The sequence below is a fragment of the Sciscionella marina DSM 45152 genome (assembly GCF_000379465.1).
Classification (GTDB): domain Bacteria; phylum Actinomycetota; class Actinomycetes; order Mycobacteriales; family Pseudonocardiaceae; genus Sciscionella; species Sciscionella marina.
In genome coordinates, this window is record NZ_KB905392.1 from 22,547 (window position 1) to 40,561 (window position 18,015).

The 18,015-nt window shown below is 68.7% G+C and carries 20 protein-coding genes; 8 read left to right on the forward strand and 12 right to left on the reverse strand.

What is annotated here, in order from left to right; all coding sequences use genetic code 11:
* Positions 1-24 precede the first annotated feature (24 nt).
* The 3 genes from rapZ to A37U_RS0116910 are packed head-to-tail and all read right to left on the reverse strand — an operon-like array spanning position 25 to position 3,670.
* Complete coding sequence (gene rapZ, locus A37U_RS0116900) at positions 25-909, reverse strand: RNase adapter RapZ (protein WP_020497839.1); 885 nt, start codon at positions 907-909, stop codon at positions 25-27.
* A complete protein-coding gene (gene uvrC / locus A37U_RS0116905; protein ID WP_020497840.1) occupies positions 893-2,905 on the reverse strand; it encodes an excinuclease ABC subunit UvrC in 2,013 nt (670 codons plus the stop codon). The genes rapZ and uvrC overlap by 17 nt, the downstream gene beginning before the upstream one ends.
* Before the next feature lie 9 nt (positions 2,906-2,914).
* Positions 2,915-3,670 (reverse strand): FMN-dependent NADH-azoreductase, encoded by a 756-nt coding sequence (locus A37U_RS0116910; RefSeq protein WP_020497841.1) that lies wholly within the window; start codon positions 3,668-3,670, stop codon positions 2,915-2,917.
* A gap of 78 nt (positions 3,671-3,748) precedes the next feature.
* Between A37U_RS0116910 and A37U_RS0116915 the strand changes: the two genes are divergently transcribed.
* The 6 genes from A37U_RS0116915 (at position 3,749) to A37U_RS0116940 (ending at position 9,823) form a co-directional block, all read left to right on the forward strand.
* Positions 3,749-4,597, forward strand: coding sequence for a sigma-70 family RNA polymerase sigma factor (locus A37U_RS0116915; RefSeq protein ID WP_020497842.1), 849 nt, complete (start codon positions 3,749-3,751; stop codon positions 4,595-4,597).
* A gap of 74 nt (positions 4,598-4,671) precedes the next feature.
* On the forward strand, positions 4,672-6,042 hold the full coding sequence (locus A37U_RS0116920; RefSeq protein WP_020497843.1) for a sugar porter family MFS transporter: 1,371 nt from the start codon (positions 4,672-4,674) through the stop codon (positions 6,040-6,042).
* Positions 6,043-6,192: 150 nt separating this feature from the next.
* Positions 6,193-7,278 carry a glycoside hydrolase family 172 protein gene (locus A37U_RS0116925; RefSeq protein WP_020497844.1) on the forward strand — a complete coding sequence of 362 codons (1,086 nt, stop codon included), beginning with the start codon at positions 6,193-6,195 and terminating at the stop codon, positions 7,276-7,278.
* A 13-nt stretch (positions 7,279-7,291) separates the two neighbouring features.
* A complete protein-coding gene (locus tag A37U_RS0116930) occupies positions 7,292-8,149 on the forward strand; it encodes a glycoside hydrolase family protein (protein ID WP_020497845.1) in 858 nt (285 codons plus the stop codon).
* Position 8,150: 1 nt separating this feature from the next.
* Positions 8,151-9,008 carry a family 43 glycosylhydrolase gene (locus A37U_RS0116935; protein WP_020497846.1) on the forward strand — a complete coding sequence of 286 codons (858 nt, stop codon included), beginning with the start codon at positions 8,151-8,153 and terminating at the stop codon, positions 9,006-9,008.
* Between the two features lie 119 nt (positions 9,009-9,127).
* A complete protein-coding gene (locus A37U_RS0116940; RefSeq protein WP_020497847.1) occupies positions 9,128-9,823 on the forward strand; it encodes a S1 family peptidase in 696 nt (231 codons plus the stop codon).
* A gap of 78 nt (positions 9,824-9,901) precedes the next feature.
* Here the strand turns inward: A37U_RS0116940 and A37U_RS0116945 are convergent, their stop codons facing one another.
* Positions 9,902-10,315, reverse strand: coding sequence for a DUF2000 domain-containing protein (locus A37U_RS0116945; RefSeq protein ID WP_020497848.1), 414 nt, complete (start codon positions 10,313-10,315; stop codon positions 9,902-9,904).
* 295 nt (positions 10,316-10,610) lie between these two features.
* Here A37U_RS0116945 and A37U_RS0116950 point away from each other — a divergent pair, with 295 nt between their 5' ends.
* A complete protein-coding gene (locus A37U_RS0116950) occupies positions 10,611-11,396 on the forward strand; it encodes an AraC family transcriptional regulator (RefSeq protein WP_020497849.1) in 786 nt (261 codons plus the stop codon).
* Here A37U_RS0116950 and A37U_RS0116955 read toward each other — a convergent pair.
* The 5 genes from A37U_RS0116955 to A37U_RS0116975 are packed head-to-tail and all read right to left on the reverse strand — an operon-like array spanning position 11,393 to position 14,865.
* Positions 11,393-12,016 (reverse strand): GyrI-like domain-containing protein, encoded by a 624-nt coding sequence (locus A37U_RS0116955; protein WP_020497850.1) that lies wholly within the window; start codon positions 12,014-12,016, stop codon positions 11,393-11,395. The genes A37U_RS0116950 and A37U_RS0116955 overlap by 4 nt on opposite strands.
* Positions 12,017-12,041: 25 nt before the next feature.
* Positions 12,042-12,485 (reverse strand): PH domain-containing protein, encoded by a 444-nt coding sequence (locus A37U_RS0116960; RefSeq protein WP_240437601.1) that lies wholly within the window; start codon positions 12,483-12,485, stop codon positions 12,042-12,044.
* A gap of 29 nt (positions 12,486-12,514) precedes the next feature.
* Positions 12,515-13,015 (reverse strand): 6,7-dimethyl-8-ribityllumazine synthase, encoded by a 501-nt coding sequence (gene ribH, locus A37U_RS0116965; RefSeq protein WP_020497852.1) that lies wholly within the window; start codon positions 13,013-13,015, stop codon positions 12,515-12,517.
* A 3-nt stretch (positions 13,016-13,018) separates the two neighbouring features.
* Entirely contained in the window at positions 13,019-14,245 is a 1,227-nt protein-coding gene (locus A37U_RS44085; protein WP_020497853.1) for a bifunctional 3,4-dihydroxy-2-butanone-4-phosphate synthase/GTP cyclohydrolase II, read from the reverse strand.
* A 5-nt stretch (positions 14,246-14,250) separates the two neighbouring features.
* Positions 14,251-14,865, reverse strand: coding sequence for a riboflavin synthase (locus tag A37U_RS0116975; protein ID WP_020497854.1), 615 nt, complete (start codon positions 14,863-14,865; stop codon positions 14,251-14,253).
* Positions 14,866-14,953: 88 nt separating this feature from the next.
* Between A37U_RS0116975 and A37U_RS0116980 the strand changes: the two genes are divergently transcribed.
* On the forward strand, positions 14,954-15,418 hold the full coding sequence (locus tag A37U_RS0116980) for a PPOX class F420-dependent oxidoreductase (RefSeq protein ID WP_240437602.1): 465 nt from the start codon (positions 14,954-14,956) through the stop codon (positions 15,416-15,418).
* Here the strand turns inward: A37U_RS0116980 and rpe are convergent.
* From rpe to A37U_RS0116995, 3 genes are all read right to left on the reverse strand, one after another.
* Positions 15,415-16,068, reverse strand: a complete 654-nt coding sequence (rpe, locus tag A37U_RS0116985) for a ribulose-phosphate 3-epimerase (protein WP_020497856.1) — start codon at positions 16,066-16,068, stop codon at positions 15,415-15,417. The genes A37U_RS0116980 and rpe overlap by 4 nt on opposite strands.
* A 35-nt stretch (positions 16,069-16,103) precedes the next feature.
* Positions 16,104-16,739 carry a TetR/AcrR family transcriptional regulator gene (locus A37U_RS0116990; RefSeq protein ID WP_020497857.1) on the reverse strand — a complete coding sequence of 212 codons (636 nt, stop codon included), beginning with the start codon at positions 16,737-16,739 and terminating at the stop codon, positions 16,104-16,106.
* A 275-nt stretch (positions 16,740-17,014) separates the two neighbouring features.
* Complete coding sequence (locus A37U_RS0116995) at positions 17,015-18,001, reverse strand: LLM class F420-dependent oxidoreductase (protein ID WP_020497858.1); 987 nt, start codon at positions 17,999-18,001, stop codon at positions 17,015-17,017.
* Between the last annotated feature and the right edge of the window lie 14 nt (positions 18,002-18,015).

The window sequence follows — 18,015 nt, forward strand, 5'->3', positions numbered from 1 at the left end:
TCCCACACTCACTCCCGGCCACACTCACTCCCGGCCGAGATCGCGGTGCACCACCTTGACCGACATGTTGTCCTCGCTGGCCAGTTGCCTCGCCAGTTCCTCGGCCATCGCCACGCTGCGGTGCTTTCCCCCGGTGCAGCCGATCGCGATGGTCAGGTATCGCTTGCCCTCCCTCCGGTAGCCCGCGCCGACCAGGGTGAGCAGCTGGTGGTAAGTGCGCAGGAACTCGGTCGCGCCCTCCTGGGAGAGCACGTAGTTGCTCACCTGCTCGTCGAGTCCGGTGAACTCACGCAGCTCCGGGATCCAGAACGGGTTCGGCAGGAAGCGCATGTCCATCACCAGGTCCGCGTCCAGCGGGAGACCGTACTTGTAGCCGAAGGACAGCACCGTGACCCTGGTGCGCATGGTGGCCTCGGAGCCGAACGCGTCCTCGATCTTGCCGCGCAGATCGTGCACCGAAAGGGCGGTCGTGTCCAGCACGAGATCCGCGTCCTGGCGCAGCGGCCGCAGCACCTCGCGTTCGCTGGCGATCCCGTCCGCGAGCCGTCCCCCGCCCTGCAGCGGGTGCTCGCGGCGGACCTGTTCGAAGCGCCGCACCAATGCCTCGTCGGAGGCTTCGAGGAACAGGATGCGCGGCTTGAACCCCTGCGCGTCCAGTTCCTTGATCACGCTGGCCAGGTCGTCGGTGAACGCTCTGGAACGCACATCCATGACCACGGCGATCCGGGTCACCGCGCCGCGGGCGCGCACACCGAGCTCCACCATGGTGGCGATCAGTTCCGGTGGCAGGTTGTCCACTACGAACCAGCCCAGATCCTCCAGGCATTTGGCCGCGGTACTGCGGCCCGCCCCGGAGAGCCCGGTCACCACGGCGACTTCGATGCCGGTGCGGTCACCCTTCTCGGTCATTGCTGCCTCGGTCATTTTTGTTCTCCCCGCTCTCGCCTTCCCCGTTTCCGCCGCGCAGGGCCGTGTGCACGGTCTGCGCGGTGTGTCGCCCGATACCTTGCACCGCGCCGATCTCTTCGACGCTGGCGGCCTTGAGTTTCTTCACCGAACCGAAGTGCTTGAGCAGGGCCGTCTTGCGAGTCTGGCCCAGTCCGGCGATGGAATCCAGGGCGGAAGTGGTCATCCGCTTGCCACGTTTCTGCCGGTGGTAGGCGATCGCGAACCGGTGCGCCTCGTCCCGCACCCGCTGCAGCAGGTAGAGCGCCTCGCTGGTGCGCGGCAGGATCGCCGGGTCCTCCTCGCCGGGCAGCCACACCTCTTCGAGCCGCTTCGCCAGGCCGATCACCGCGACCTCGGTGATGCCGAGCTCGGCAAGCACATCGGAGGCAGCGGCCACCTGCGGGGCTCCGCCGTCGACCACGTACAGGTTCGGGGCGTAGGCGAACTTGCGCGGCCTGCCCGTCTCCGGATCGATCCCGGCGGGCAGGTTCTCGTTCTCGTCCGCCGCCTGCTCCTGTTCGGCCTGGTAACGGGCGAACCGGCGGCGGGTGACCTCCGCGATCGAGCCGACATCGCCCTGCTCGGCGCCCTCCCGGACGGCGAACCGCCGGTACTCGGACTTGCGGGCCAGCCCGTCCTCGAACACGACGAGCGAGGCGACCACATCGCTGCCCTGCACGTGCGAGACGTCCACGCACTCGATACGCAGCGGTGCCTCATCCAGCGCGAGCGCCTCCTGCAGCTCGGACAGCGCGGCCGAACGCGCGCTCAGGTCACCCGCGCGGCGCAGTTTGTGCTGGGTGAACGCTTCCTTGGCGTTGCGTTCCACGGTCTCGGCGAGGGTTCGCTTGTCCCCGCGCTGGGCCACCCGCAACCGCACCTTGGCCGCGCGGTTCTCGTGCGCGCTGCGCAGCCCGGAAAGCCATTCGGTCATCGCCTCGTGCTCCGGGGGCAGTTCGGGAACGAGCACCTCGCGCGGGACCGGGCTGCCCCCGACGTCCGCCTGGGCGTCGAGATCGGCCTGGTCGCCGTAGAACTGGGAGAGGAAGTGTTCGACCAGCTCGGGCAGGCCCTGCTGTTCCACGATGTCGATCACCCAGCCACGCTGCCCGCGCACCCGTCCGCCGCGTACGTGGAACACCTGCACGGCGGCCTGCAGCTCATCGGTGGCGAAGCCGACCACATCGGCATCGGTGCCGTCGCCGAGCACCACGGCCTGTTTCTCCACCGCCCTGCGCAGCGCGGCGACATCGTCCCGCAACCGGGCGGCGCGCTCGAACTCGAGCTCCGCGGAGGCCTCCTGCATCTGCTTCTCGAGCCTGCGCACCATCGCGTCCGTCTTCCCGGCGAGGAAATCGCAGAACTCCTCCACGATCGCGCGGTGTTCCGCGGCGTCCACCCGCCCGACGCACGGGGCCGAGCACTTGTCGATGTACCCGAGCAGGCAGGGGCGGCCCATCTGGCCGTGCCGTTTGAACACCCCGGGCGAGCAGGTGCGCGCCGGGAACACGCGCAGCAACATGTCCAGGGTCTCCCGGATCGCCCAGGCGTGCGAGTACGGCCCGAAGTAACGCACGCCCTTGCGCCGGGGACCGCGGTAGACGTGCAACCGCGGGTATTCCTCGTGCAGGCTGACCGCGAGCACCGGATAGGTCTTGTCGTCCCGGTAGCGGACGTTGAACCGCGGGTCGAACTCCTTGATCCAGTTGTACTCCAGCTGCAGCGCCTCGACCTCGGTGCCGACCACGGTCCACTCGACGGCGGCCGCGGTGGTGACCATCTGGTAGGTGCGCGGATGCAGCGCGGCCGGATCGGCGAAGTAGGAGTTCAGCCGTTGCCGCAGGGATTTCGCCTTGCCGACGTAGATGACTCGCCCGGTGTCGTCGCGGAACTTGTAGACGCCGGGGGACTCGGGAATCGTGCCCGTCGCCGGGCGGTACGTCGAAGGGTCGGCCACATCCCAAGCCTAGGCACTCCCACCGACGGAAATGTGGAGAACCCCGGCGGGCACGCCCTCGGCCAGCTCGGTGGCCAGTGCCCGCACCCGCTCGCGGGCCGCGGCAGAGGACCGCGTGGCCTGTTCGGTGCACCCGGCGAGCGTGGGGATGTCGCCCGCCCTGGTCAGTTCCGCGGCCACCACGTGTATCCGGTCCGCGCGCACCCCGAGCTTGCCGAAGTGCGCCCGCAGGTACGGCTCCTGGAAATCGCAGTGCTCGCGCGGGGAACCCGGCCCGTATCGCCCGCCGCGCGCCAGTACGGCTACCACGGTGGTGTGCGCGAGCAGGTCCGCCCCGGTCACCGGATCGGTGAAGATTCCGGGAAAACCGACCCGGTCGATCCACGCCTTCAGCGAGGCGGGCACCGAGAAGTTGTACATCGGCACCCCGAGCAGCAGTACCCGGGCGGCGCGCAGCTCGGCGACCAGCGGCCGGGTCTGTGCCCATTCCCGCCGCTCGGCACCGGATTCGCAGTACCCGGGCACATCCGCGGCGGCCACGACACCCGATCGTTCGACCCGCATCCCGAGGGCGCAGTAGGCGGGCCCGATCAGCGGGACGGGCTCGGCGGCCAGGTCCCGGTAGCGGTACCCGCCCGCGCCACCCGCGTCCCGCCAGGTCCGCGCGAACATTCCGGCGAGCCGTTTGCTCACCGAATCCGCGGCATGGCTGGCATCCAGATGCAGCAGGCCGGGCGTTCGCTGTTCGGTTAGGGTTTCGGTCATCGGGTCTGTCTCCCTCGATCGGTTCTCGTCCTTCGCGCTCTCGATGGACCGACGGAACACGGCGAGGAAAGGTGACCGATGACGAACACGGAGGACTTCGAGGCGCACCGGAACGGGCTCATCGGGCTCGCGTACCGCATGCTCGGTTCGCGTGCCGAGGCCGAGGACGCGGTGCAGGATGCGTGGCTGCGGCTGCATCGCGCCGGGGAGGTGCAGAACCTTCCCGCCTGGCTGCACACGGTCGTCTCCCGGATCTGTCTGGACACGCTCCGCACCCGGGCCGCGCGCCGGGAGGACCCGTGGCCGGAGGCGGAACCGGAGGACGGTGCGGGACCCGAGGAGGACGCGGTGCTCGCCGATTCGGTCGGCCGCGCCCTGCTCGTGGTGCTGGACCGGCTCGGTCCCGCGGAGCGGATCGCCTTCGTGCTGCACGACTTGTTCGCGGTGCCGTTCGATCAGATCGCCACCGTGCTGGACCGCTCGACCGTGGCGGCGAAGAAGCTCGCCAGCCGGGCCCGCGCCCGGGTACGCGGAACCCCGGAGCACTCCCCCGCGGAACTGCGCGAGCAGCGCACCGTGGTCGAGGCGTTCCTCGCCGCGGCGCGGGACGGCGATCTGCGGCGGCTGCTCACCGTGCTCGCCCCGGAGGTGGTTCGCACCGCCGATCCGGTGGCACTGCCCCCGGGCATCCCGGCCGAGCTGCGTGGCGCACGGGCGGTCGCCGAGCAGACCGTGCTGCTCTCCGCGCGTTCCCGGTTCGCCGTGCTCGCGCTCGTGGACGGGGCGGTCGGTCTCGTGCTCGCCCCCTACGGCCGGCTCCGGCTGGCCATCCGGGTGCAGGTGCACGACAGCCTGGTGACCCGGTACGAGGTGCTCGCCGATCCGGGCCGGCTCCGTGCGACCGAGTTCGGGGTGCTCGAGGACTGAGGCCGGCGGTCACCCGGTGTGAACGGCCGTTTGGCCGACGTCAGCCTGTTGCGTAGATCACTAATGTGGCGCCTGTGATATCCACAGTCGATGGTCGCCTGCGGGTACGGGGTGGCCGTGCGTTCTATTTCTTCGGCGCGCTCGGGGCGGTGCTCTACGGGTACGACACCGGGGTCATCGGTGGCGCGATGCTGTTCCTCAAACCCGAATGGCATCTCTCCCCCACCGAGGAAGCGCTGATCACCAGCATGATCCTGGCCGGGGCGATGATCGGTTCGCTCACCGGTGGCCCGCTCGCCGACCGCTACGGACGGCGCGCGGTGGTGCTCGGCTGCTCGGTGGTGTTCGTGCTCGGTTCACTCGGCGCCGCGTTCGCCCCGGAGGTGGCGAGCCTGATCGCCGCGCGCACCGTGCTCGGTCTCGCCGTGGGCGGTGCCGCCGTGCTCGTCCCGCTGTATCTCGCCGAGATGGCGCCGACCCGGATCCGCGGTGCGGTGGCCTCGCTGAACCAGACCCTGATCATCATCGGACTCGGGGTCGCCTCGCTGATCAACTTCCTGCTGCGGGACATCGCGGACTGGCGGCTGGCGTTCGGGCTCGGCGCGGTGCCCGCACTGGTGATGCTGCTCGGTATCGGGTTCATGCCGGAGACCCCGCGCTGGCTGGTGCGCAAGGGCCGCACCGCGGACGCCTCGACCGTCCTGCGAGTCACCCGCACCGAGGCGGAAGCGGAGACCGAGCTCACCGAGATCGAACAGGTGGAGCGCTCCGGGACGGCGAAGGCCGGACTGCGCACGATCCTGTCCACCGCATGGATCCGGCGGCTGCTGCTGCTCGGTGTCGCGCTCGCGGTCGGCCAGCAGATCGGCGGCATCAACACGCTCGTCTACTACACGCCGACCATCCTCACCACGATCGGCCTGGACAAATCCGACTCGCTGCTTTTCGGGGTGCTCAACACGGTGCCCAACCTGATCGCGGTGTCCATCGCGATCTGGATCGTGGACAAGGTCGGCAGGCGCCCGCTACTGCTCTACGGATCGCTGTTCCTGTGTATCGGCATGGCCTGCATGGGGATTCCACAGCTGTTCGCGGTCTCGCACGGAGTGCAGAACGGCCTCGCCATCGGCGGCAACGTGCTGTTCACCGTGACCTTCTCGCTCACCTGGGGGCCGGTGCTGTGGGTGCTGCTCTCCGAGATCTTCCCGCTCGCCGCGCGCGGCACCGCGATGGGCATCGCCACGGTGGCCAACTGGGTGTTCAACTTCGGCGTCACGATCAGCCTGCCGATCATCATCGCCGCGTGGGGAACCGGCCCGGTGTTCACCATGTACGCCGCGCTGAACCTGCTCGTGCTCGGGTTCATCGGCTTGTTCCTGAGCGAGACCCGTGGGCGCAGTCTCGAACAGCTCGAGACCGATGCACGGAAGGAGGCCGCCACGTGACCGAGCTTGCGAGGTCACCGATGGATACAGCACCGCCGGTCGCGGGGCCGACGAGCGCCAGCGAGGAGGGCCCGTGACCGAGCTTGCGAGGTCACCATTGGATACAGCACCGCCGGTCGCGGGGCCGACGAGCGCCAGCGAGGAGGGCCCGTGACCGGTTACGGGGACTACGGCTCGAGCCTGCGCGATCTGCCGCGGCTGCGGCACACCCGGCGACGGCGAGTGTCCAGCTGGGATCGCAGCGGCGGCAACGAGGACCGCATCTGGTTGCGCCCGGGTCAGACCGAGGTGATCGCGGACATTCCGGGCGCGGGGAACGTGAACCACATCTGGATGACCACGCGCACCATGACCCTGCCGTACATGAATCCGGCCCATCCGGAGCCGGATTTCCTGCGCCGCCTGGTGTTGCGCGCCTTCTGGGACGGCGAGCAACATCCGAGTGTCGAGGTGCCGCTCGGGGATTTCTTCGGGGTGGGGCACGGCCGCTACGCCCAGTTCAACTCGGTTCCCCTGCAATGCAGCCCGCGCGAGGGCATCTCCTACAACAGCTTCTTCCACATGCCCTTCGCCGAGGGCGCGCGCTTCGAGATCACCAGCGAATGCCGGCAGGAAACGGTGCCCTTCTACTGGTACATCGACTACGAGGAGTTCGACGAGCTCGAAGAGGGGCTCGGCCGGTTCCACGCGCAGTGGCGCAGGGAGAACCCCTGCGACGGCGTCCCCCAGGGTGCGGCGTCCACCCCCGAGCACCTGCTCACCGGGACCAATCTGGACGGGGAGGGCAACTACACGATCCTGGACGCCCGCGGGTACGGGCACTACGTGGGCTGCGTGCTGAACGTGCACAACCTGCGCCAGAGCACCGAATGGAACTGGTACGGCGAGGGGGACGACATGATCTTCATCGACGGTGAGCGCTGGCCGCCGAGCCTGCACGGGACCGGAACTGAGGACTATTTCAACACCGCCTGGTGCCCGGACGAGCCGTTCTCCGCGCCCTATCACGGGATCACCCTCGCCGGTGGGCCGAACTGGTCCGGGCAGACCAGCCTGTATCGCTTCCACATCGAGGATCCGGTCACCTTCGCCGAGTCCATCCGGGTGACCATCGAGCACGGGCACGCGAACAAACGCTCCGACGACTACTCCTCGGTCGCCTACTGGTATCAGGCCGAACCGCATGTCCCGTTCCGGCTCCCGCCCCTCGAGCAGCGCCTGCCCCGCCCACTGTGAGAAGGAGAATCCCATGCGGTTGAACGTCGGTGATTTCATGCGCATCTACGATCCGAGCCCGGATTTCGGTGCGCCGTGGTATGTCAACGACCACACGATCATCCGGGATCCCGATGGGGAGTGGCACCTGTACGGCATCAACCACGCGGAGCCCTCCGATCCGGACGGTGAGACGACCTTCCTGCACGCCACCGCCACCGACATCCAGGGGCCGTGGCACACCAGGGAAACCGCGCTGACCCTCGATCCGAACTACTACGGGGAGCGGCATCTGTGGGCCCCGCACGTGATCCGCGCCGACCGCAAATACTGGATGTTCTACAACGCGGGCGGAGACGACCCCACCCGCGAAGCCGTCAACCTCGCCACATCCGAAGACCTCTACCACTGGACCCGCCACCCCGAAGGACCACTGTTCCGCGACGGCTACAGCGCCCGGGATCCCATGGTCACCTGGACCGGCGATCAGTGGACCATGTACTACTGTGGCAACGACGATCCGCTCGGCGGGCATTTCGCGGTCGTCTACCGCTGTAGCGACGACCTGATCCACTGGGGCGACCGCAAGATCGCGTTCACCAGTGAATTCACCGGCCAGGGATTCAACAGCCCGACCGAATCCCCGTTCGTGGTCAAGGAAGAGGACCACTGGTATCTGTTCATCGGGCCGTGCGGCAGATATCAGCCCACCCCGGACGGGTTCGTGTGCACCGCGGTCTACGAGTCGGACAATCCCTGGGAGTTCCCGCGCGACCATCTGATCACCAGGATCGGCAGCCATGCGGCCGAGATCATCGAGAACCGCTGGATCACCTCGTGCGGAGCCGGACAGGGCGGGGTGTATCTCGCGGAACTGTCCTGGGAGAGCTGAGATGCGACTGACCGCGAGCGAATTCCGCCATGTCTTCGATCCGAGCGAGGCGGCGGGGGTGCCGAGCTATCTCAACGACCACACGATCATCCGGGCCGAGGACGGCAGCTGGCACCTGTTCTCCATCACCCATCCGGAACCGGCGAACCCGACCGAGGAGAAAACCTTCCTGCACGCCAGGGCCGGGGACGTCGAAGGCCCGTGGCACACCCTGGATCCGGCGCTCGTCGTGGATCCGGGCTATCACGGGGAACGACATCTGTGGGCCCCGCACGTGATCCGCGCCGACCGCAAATACTGGATGTTCTACAACGCGGGCGGAGACGACCCCACCCGCGAAGCCGTCAACCTCGCCACATCCGAAGACCTCTACCACTGGACCCGCCACCCCGAAGGACCACTGTTCCGGGACGGGTTCAGTGCGCGGGACCCGATGGTGGTGTGGACCGGCGACGAATGGACCATGTACTACTGCGCCACCGACGACCCCTCGGGCGGCAGGCATGTGGTCGCGTACCGGTGCAGCGAGGATCTGGTGCACTGGGACGACCGGAAGATCGCGTTCACCAGTGAACGCAGCGGCACCGGGGGCGGGCCGACCGAATCCCCGTTCGTGCTCTGGGAACAGGGCAGCTGGTATCTGTTCATCGGGCCGTGCGGCGCGTACGCGAAGACCCCGGACGGCTACGTGTGCACCGCGGTCTACGAGTCGGACAGTCCGTGGGAGTTCCCGCGCGACGGGCTGCGCACCCGGATCGCCAGCCACGCCGCCGAGGTGGTGGACAACCGCCTGATCACCTCGGCCGGCTGGGGCCAGGGTGGGCTGTACCTCGCTGACCTCGGATGGGAACGGGATTGACCCGCCGATAGTCGGGTGCTCCCACGACCATTTCCGGTATCGCCTCATCGAGGGACCCGGCTACGGTCTGCGTGTCACCGGACCAAAACAGAAGGTGACCGGAAGAAGGGAATCCCCAGATGCGCAAATCCAGCAAGGTCGGGGGGCTGGCCGCGGCGACACTCGGCCTGGCACTCGTCGCTGCACCGTTCGCCCAGGCATCACCGGCGACCCCGAAAATCATCGGCGGCGAACCGGCCAGTGACGTCTCCTACGGCGCGCAGGTCTATGTCGACGGGCAGTTCAACTGCTCGGGCAGCGTCATCGCTCCCGAGTGGGTGCTCACCGCACAGCACTGCGACGGCCAGGGGCTCAGCGTCAAGGTCGGCAGCCTCAAACTCGGCGAGGGCGAGGACGCCAAGGTCGAGCAGTCCACCAAGGCTCCGGGCGGTGACCTGCTGCTCCTGCACCTGGACCACGCGGTCAAGGCGCAGCCGGTGCAGCTCGGTGACAAGGATCCGGCCAAGGGCGACCAGAACAAGATCTACGGTTGGGGCCGCGAAGAGGGCAGCGGTCCGCCGGCTCCCGCGCTGAAGGTGGCCACCGTCGAGGTCACCGGGCAGAGCCAGGACGCCTTCGACGGACCCGCGATCGCCAGCAAGGGCGTGGATGGCGCATCGTGGCACGGCGACTCGGGCGGCCCGCAGATCGCGGACGGCAAGCAGGTCGGCGTCTGCTCCACCGGGGAGAACTCGGGTAGCGACAAGAACGGTACACAGAACTACGCCAGCGTGGCCAACAGCCGCGACTGGATCAAGCAGACCGCGGGCGTCTAGGGCACGACCCCACGGCCGAACACGATGGCGGGCACCGGATTTTCCCGGTGCCCGCCATCCATGGTGTCCGAGACCGGTTCAGCGGTGCAGGCTTGCTCCCTTGAGCACCTTGTCCACCCCGTTGCGCGGGCCGTGCACGGCGAACCCGACCAGGTCGAGCTCCGCACCCGGGAGGGCGGCGACCGCGGCCCGGTTGTCCGTGTCGTTCCCGGTGTGGAACAGATCCGCGGTGAACACCGCCGTGGGCAGTCCCCTGCGTAACGCACGGGCATGTGCGGTGCCCATCAGTTCCTTGTCCCCCTCGAACACGAGCACCGGCTGGCGGAACATCGGCAGGTATTGCGTCCCGTCCGCATCGGCATAGGGCGCACCCAGCAGTTCGGCATTGGCGGCGATCCCGGAACTGAGGAAGGCACACACGTTCAGCCGCTGCCACGGCTCCAGATCCTCGCGCAGCAACACCGCGATCTTGGTATCGAACTTTGAGCACATCTGAGAACTCCGTGTTCTGCTGCGCTGCGACGTTGGCGAAGTGCCTTCGCATAGACGTTGACGAAGTGCCTTCGCATAAACGTTGGCGAAGTGCCTTCGGGCGTCGGCGAAGTACCTTCGCATGCCAGATCGTCGCCTCGCAGCGTTGTCGTCAAGCGCCGTAGAAACCCGCTACGGCTCATTCCTATGCCTGCCGATCCGACTCCCGCTCGCGACGGACGGGAGCTTTCAGACACGCTCAGGCATAGGACCAGTGTCGTCGAGCGGTGGCGCGGGCGTCTTGTACGTTCTTCACATGCCGGAAAGCGCCGTCCGCGCGTGGGAACCCGGGATACCGGGCATTCGTGAGGTGCTGCACGCGCGGTTCCTCGAACACGCCTACCCCAGTCACACGCACGCCGCGTGGACGGTGCTGATCATCGATGAGGGCATGGTGCGCTACGGCCTGCATCGCGGTGAGCACGGTGCCCTGCGCTCCCAGGTGACCGTGCTGCCCCCGCATGTGCCGCACGACGGGCGCAACGTCACCGAGTGGGGCTTCCGCAAGCGGGTGCTCTATCTGGAACCGTCCGCGATGGACGAATCGCTCATCGGGGCGGCCGTGGATCAGCCCGGACTGCGGGATCCCTTGCTGCGCAAGCGCATCCACGAACTGCACGAGGTATTGCGCGGACCGTGGGAACCGTGGCACGCGCAGTCCCGGCTCGCCCTGATCACCGAACGCCTCGCCGAACGGCTGCACGGTGCCCCCGCCCCGGAGCGGGTACCGGTGGCTCCGGAGCTGGCCGGGCAGCTGCGCGAGCTGCTGGACGCGAGCGCCCCGGTGGGGATCACCCTGGACGAGGCGGCCCGGCGGCTGCACGCCCATCCGGCCCATCTGGTGCGCGTGTTCAGCACCCGGTTCGGCATCCCGCCGCACCGCTACCTCACCGGGTTGCGCATCGACCTCGCGCGCAGGCTGCTGCTCGACGGGCTGCCCGCCGCTCAGGTCGCCCTGGCCGCCGGGTTCACCGACCAGTCCCATCTGAACCGGCATTTCACCGCGATGCTCGGCACCACTCCGGGCCGGTTCCGCGCCTAACGGTCCGCGGTGACCGGCTGCCGGAGGATCGTGCGCAGCTTGCCGGGTGCGACCCTGCGGAAGTCGCTGAGGTAGATCTCGTGGTGTTCACCGGTCATCCGCAGGCCCTGTCCGGGAATGAATTCCCGGTGCATCCGCTCGAGCACGGCGGCCTCCTCGTCGAAGGGGCCGAGGTGCAGGGTCTGTACGCAGGTGCCTTCCGCCAGTCGCTGCAGCCGCACCCGGTCGAGCGCCGCGGTCGGACCACCCGCGGCGGCCTTGGCCACCGCAGCCTCGAGCAGCTCCGGGCCGATCCAGTCCGGAACCATGATCATGAGGGTCCAGTTCCACCGGCTCTTGTCCCGTGCGGCGGTGAAGGCCGCCATGTCTTCGGCCCACCAGCGGCCTTCCAGGGGCATGACCACGTAGTCCCTGCCGAGCTTCTGTTTGCTGGCGAACTTGAGCTTGTAGGCGACCGGATAGAGCGCGCTCACCGCGGCGGCGAACTCCCCGCTCGTGTTCGGGTCACCGTGCCCGTCGACCATCAGATACTGCAGCGGCGGCACCTCGAGGATGCGGAACCGGTCCCGCACCGCCCGGTAGCAGTCCAGCTGCTTCTTGAAGTCGACCTTCTCCGGCACGCCGCCTCCCCTGGTCCGGCGCGGTCTACGCTCCGCCGTGTCCGCGGTGCATCGCCCGAAGGGCACGCATCGCGTCCACCGCCCGCTGACCGTCGTGCGCCTGGATGGCCATCACCGGGTAGTACTCGTCGGCCAGCAGTTCCACCCGCGCCCAGGGGGAACCGTCCGGGAAACTCACCGCGCGCACATCGGCCCAGTCGAACCACTTGCCCTGAAACACATTGCGCACTTCGATGCCGTGCTCGTCGGCGCGCACCCGGGGCCGCAGCAGCAACAGCACGGCGCAGGCGAGAATCACACCGACCACGATCATGGCGACCTGGTCGGCCGAGCCGAAGCTCGCCCCGGTCGGGGTCTGCCGCATCAGTACCCCGGCTACGACCAGCGCGGCGAGCAGGATCAGCGCGAACGGGATGACATAGCGCCGGATCCGTACCGGTCGTGCGATCGTCTCCATCACTTCACCCATGTCGGCTCGGTCCATCACCTGCGCGCCCGTCACGAGAAACCCCGTTCGGTCCACGGGGCGCGCAGCCCGCGCAGCACCCGCGCGGCCTCCAGCGCGGCGACCGTGGCCTCGGCGCCCTTGTCCTCGCTCGATTCGGGCAAGCCGGCCCTGGCGAGCGCCTGCTCCTCGGTGTCACAGGTGAGCACGCCGTTGCCGATCGGGGTGCCCTCGTCCAGCGCCACCCTGGTCAGGCCCGCGGTGACGGCATCGCACACGTACTCGAAGTGCGGGGTGCCGCCCCGGATCACCACACCGAGCGCGACCACCAGATCGTGCTGGCGGGCGAGCTCCTGGCAGACGACGGGAAGCTCGACGCAGCCGGGCACCCGCACCTCGGTGATGTCGGCGACCTTGGCGCGCTCCACCGTGCTCCGCGCGCTGAGCAGCAACTGCTCGGTGATGCGCTCATGCCAGCGGGTCGCGGCGATCGCCACCCGCAATGCGTCGCAGTCCCCGGGTACTTCGATCTCCGGTCGACCGTGGCCAGCCATGTCCTATGCCTCGTACTCGTCGAGCGTCAGCAGGTGCCCCATGCGATCCCGCTTGGTGCGCAGGTAGCGCAGGTTCTCCGGGTTGGCCGATACCGGGAGCGAAACCCGGTCCAGCACGGTGAGCCCGTAGCCTTCGAGGCCGACCCGTTTGGCGGGATTGTTGGTGAGCAGCCGCATCGACCGAACCCCGATGTCCACCAGGATCTGGGCCCCGGTGCCGTAGTCACGCGCATCCGCGGGCAGTCCCTGCTCGAGGTTCGCGTCCACGGTGTCCGCCCCGCGATCCTGCAACTGGTAGGCCTGGAGCTTGTGCAGCAGGCCGATACCGCGCCCCTCGTGCCCGCGCACGTAGAGCACCACGCCCCTGCCGTTCGCGGCGACCGCCTCCAGCGCCGCGTCCAGCTGCGGCCCACAGTCGCAGCGCAGCGAACCGAAGACATCCCCGGTCAGGCATTCGGAGTGCACCCGGACGAGCACATCCTCACCGTCACCGATCTCCCCGTAGACGAGGGCGACATGCTCGATCCCGTCCAACAGGCTGTCGTAGCCCAGCGCCCGGAAGGTGCCGTGCACGGTCGGTATCCGCGCCTCGGCGACCCGCTCCACCTGCTTCTCGTAGCGGCGGCGGTAAGCGATCAGGTCCGCGATCGAGATGATGCTCAGCTCGTGCTCGGCGGCGAACACCTCGAGCTCGTCGCGGCGGGCCATGTCCCCGTCGCTCTTCTGCGAGACGATCTCGCACAGCACACCGGCCGGCTGCAGCTTCGCCAGCCGGGCCAGATCGACCGCCGCCTCGGTGTGGCCGGGCCTGCGCAACACCCCGCCGTCCTTGGCGCGCAACGGAACGACGTGCCCCGGGCGGCGGAAATCGCGCGGGGCGGATGCCGGATCGGCGAGCAGCCGGATCGTGTGCGCCCGGTCGGTCGCGGAGATCCCAGTGCTCACGCCTTCGGCGGCGTCCACGGTCACGGTGTAGGCCGTGCCGCGCACATCCTGGTTGGTGTGGAACATCGGCGGCAGGTCGAGCCGGTCGCAGTCGCGTCCGGTCAGCGGCACGCAGATGTACCCGGAGGTATAGCGGACCATGAAGGCGAGCAGCTCCGGCGTGGCCTTCTCCGCGGCGAAGATGAGGTCGCCCTCGTTCTCCCGGTCCTCGTCGTCGACGACGATCACGGCCTTGCCGTCCGCGATGGCGGCGATGGCTTCCTCGACGGCCTCGTAGTCGGCCACTGCGCTCACGCTCCCGTTTCTTCGCCACCGAGGGCCGCCAGATGCGGCCGGGCAAGCTTGTCGAGGTACTTGGCGACCACGTCGACCTCGATATTGACCTGATCCCCCGGTTCGAGCAGCCCGAGGGTGGTGTCCGCGAGCGTGGTCGGGATCAGCGCCACGGTGAACTCGGTGTCGCTCACCTCCACCACGGTCAGGGAAACCCCGTCCACGGTGATCGAGCCCTTCTCCACCACGTAGCGGTTCAGCTCGCGGGGCAGGGCGAAACTGGTCGTCCCGTCCGGATCGCGCCCGGTGTAGCTCGCGGTCCCGTCCACGTGTCCCTGCACGATGTGCCCACCGAGCCGGGCCCCGACCGCGGCCGCCCGCTCCAGGTTGACCTTCACGCCGGTGGCCAGCTTGCGCAGGCTGGAACGGTGCAGCGTCTCGGCGACCGCGTCCACCGCGAAGGTGTCGTCCTGGAGTTCGGTCACCGTGAGGCACACCCCGTTCACCGCGATCGAGTCGCCGTGCGCCGCGTCGCTGGTGACCAGTGGACCTCGGATGCGGATGCGCGCCTGCTCCGGCGCATCGGTCAGCTCGACGATTTCGCCGACCTCTTCAACGATCCCGGTGAACATGTCCCCACAGTAGCGCTGGGCTTTCGGGGCGGCGCAGCCAACCGCGTGGCGGTGACGACCGCCACGTCCGGCCGGGCACCGTCCCGTGGTGCAGACTGGCACCCGCACCGTCGAGAAGGAGACCGCCATGTCCTTCACCGAACAAGAGATCGCCTATCTGCGCTCCCAGCCGCTCGCCCGGCTGGCCACCGTCGACGCCGGCGCTCCGGGCGTCCCGGCCCAGCCGGACGTGGTGCCGGTCGCCCTCGAATACGACGGCGAGCACCTCTGGGTCGGCGGCGGCGACCGGTCCGTGCTCGGCACCCGGAAGTTCCGCAATCTGGCCACCGGAGCGCACCAGGTCGCGGTGGTGGTCGACGATCTGCCCTCGTTCGAGCCGTTCATCGCGCGCGGGATCCGGATCTACGGCCGCGCCGAGCAGCCCTTCCAGCGGACCGGCATGGTGGGGCCGGGCTGGTATCTGCGGATCACCCCGACGGTGTCCTGGAGCTGGAACCTGGACGGCGAGCCCGTCGGGGAGGACTGGTATGAGGCGCGCCGGGCCGTGCACTAACCGCGGGCGGCTGCCGCGCTCGCCCGCAGGGCGGTCAGTGCCGCGGCGGGGTCCTCGGCGCCGTAGATCGCCGACCCCGCCACGAAACAGTCCACTCCGGCCTCGGCGGCCTGCTCGATGGTGTCCGCGCCGATCCCGCCGTCGATCTCCACCAGCACCCGCAGCTCACCGGCGTCCACGAGGCGGCGCGCGACGCGCACCTTGTCCAGCACCTCGGGCATGAACCGCTGACCGCCGAAGCCCGGTTCCACGGACATCACGAGCAGCGTGTCGTAGTGCTGGAGCAGCTCCACGTATGGCTCGAACGGGGTGCCCGGCTTGATGGAGAGCCCCGCCTGGGAACCCGCGGCGCGCAGGTTCTTCGCGATCGCCACCGGATCCTCGGCCGCCTCCACGTGCACGGTCACGTTGTGGGCGCCCGCCTCCGCGTAGCCGATCGCCCAGCGGTCCGGGTTCTCGATCATCAGGTGGCAGTCGAGCGGGATCTCGGTCGCCTTGCGCAGCGACTCCACCACCGGGAGCCCAAGGGTCAGGTTCGGCACGAAGTGCGCGTCCATCACGTCGACGTGCAGCCAGTCGGCATCCTGCACGGCCGCCGCTTCCTCGGCGAGGCGCGCGAAATCCGCGGAAAGGATGCTCGGGGCGATCATGGGTTCAGCCACGGTGGCGAGTGTAGATGCCGCGGTCAGCCGGAAACGACCGAGGCGACCAGGATCCTGGTGAGCTCCGCGCAGACCTCATCGAGTGGGACCGGACGGCCGTTGCTCTCCCAATCCCGCATCGTCTCGTTCACCGCGCCGATGAAGGCGATGCTGACGGTGCGCAGCTCCCGCCGCGGGGCCTCGCCCCGGTCCATCACGCGCTGCCCCTCCGCGTCGAAGAACCGGCAGAGCCGTTCCCGCCACACGATCCGGTGCTCTTCGACCGCCTTGCCGACGCCCATGTTCTCCACATAGGCGATCCGGGTCCACCGCGGATCGCTCGAGGTCACCTCGAGATAGGCACGCAGCGCGGCGCCGACCCGTTGGGCGAGCCCGCTGTCCTCGGCCGCCTCCAGCGCTTCCACGGCCGCCGCCATGGCGCGGGCGGTGATCCGGTCGTGCAGCTCGATGAGCACCTGCTCGCGCCCGTCGAACTCCTGGTAGAAATTCCGCGTCGAGACACTCGCGGCCGCACAGAGCTTTTCGATCGAGGTCACGGCGTACCCGTTACTGCCGAACAACTCGAAGCCCGCGTCGAGCAAGCGTTCCTTGCGCTCGGCGCGCCGCTGATCGGCCGTCCGGCCACCGTAGTCGCGGCGCGGCATCGTCGTGTCCGCCATACCACCATTGTGCGCGGTGGGCGTGGGATCACCGTTACCAACCACGATGCCGCGCACTGTTACCGGACGAGTGCGCTCACCGGTTCACTCGGCAGGATCTCCTCGTGTACCGCGTGGCGGACGTACATCGGGGCTTCGGGCCCGGTCTTGCCGGTGAGATACGCGTTGCTGAGCGGTCCGATGCCGGATACGCGTCGCCGAGACCCGCGTCGAGTGCGACCGCAGACCGAATTTCCCTGGCGCCGGTTCCCCTGCGATTCCCGGGCCGCCGAGGTTCAGCGCAGCTCCGGTGCGACCTCCTTGTTGAACAGCTCGATCCCCGACCTGTCGTAGGCCGCCTCGGCGAAGTACAGGATGGCGTATTCGAGCCCGAGACCACGCAGGCCGGTGAGCCGCTCCGCGATCTGTTCCGGAGTGCCGACCAATGGGCCGTTCGCTATCATCTCGCGCTGTTGCGCGACCTTCTCCGCGGAGACGTACTTCGCGTAGTGCGCCTCGAACCAGTCCAGCCGCTCGGCCACTTCCCGTTCCGTCTCGCCGATCACCACGTTGTAGTCGGCCGAGCGCACGATCGCGTCGAAGTCGGTGCCGAGCTCGGCACAGTGCCCCGCGAGCACCTCCGATTTGTGCCGGAACCCCTCGGGGGTGCCGTCGAAGTTGGTGTAGGAGGCATACTGCGCCGCGATCCGCAGTGTGCGGCGTTCACCACCACCGGCGATCCACAGCGGGATCCCGTTCTCCTGCAACGGAAGCGGTCGGCAGATCGCCCCGTCCACGGTGTAGTACTTGCCGTCCCGGCTCGACCTGCCTTCGGTCCAGAGATCGCGCATGATCCGCACGCCCTCCTCAAGCCTGCCGAGCCGCTCCCCCGCGCTCGGGAACCCGTAGCCGTAGGCCCGCCACTCGTGCTCGTACCACCCGGCGCCGATGCCCATCTCGACCCGGCCGCCGGAGATCAGGTCGGCGGTCGCGGCCACCTTCGCCAGCTGGGCCGGATTGCGGTAGCTCATGCAGGTGCACATCTGCCCGAGGCGCACCGTGCTGGTGCTCGCGGCCAGTGCGGAGATCAGCGACCAGGCCTCGTGCGTGGCCTCCTCGGTCGGTTCCGGAACGGTGTGGAAGTGGTCGTACACCCAGATCGACTCGTACGGCCCCTGCTCGGCGAACTTCGCGATGTCCAGCATCCGCGACCAGTGTTCCCTCGGCTCGATTCCCGCGAGGTCGAGCCGCCATCCCTGAGGTACGAACAGTCCGAAACGCATGGCCGGAACCCTAG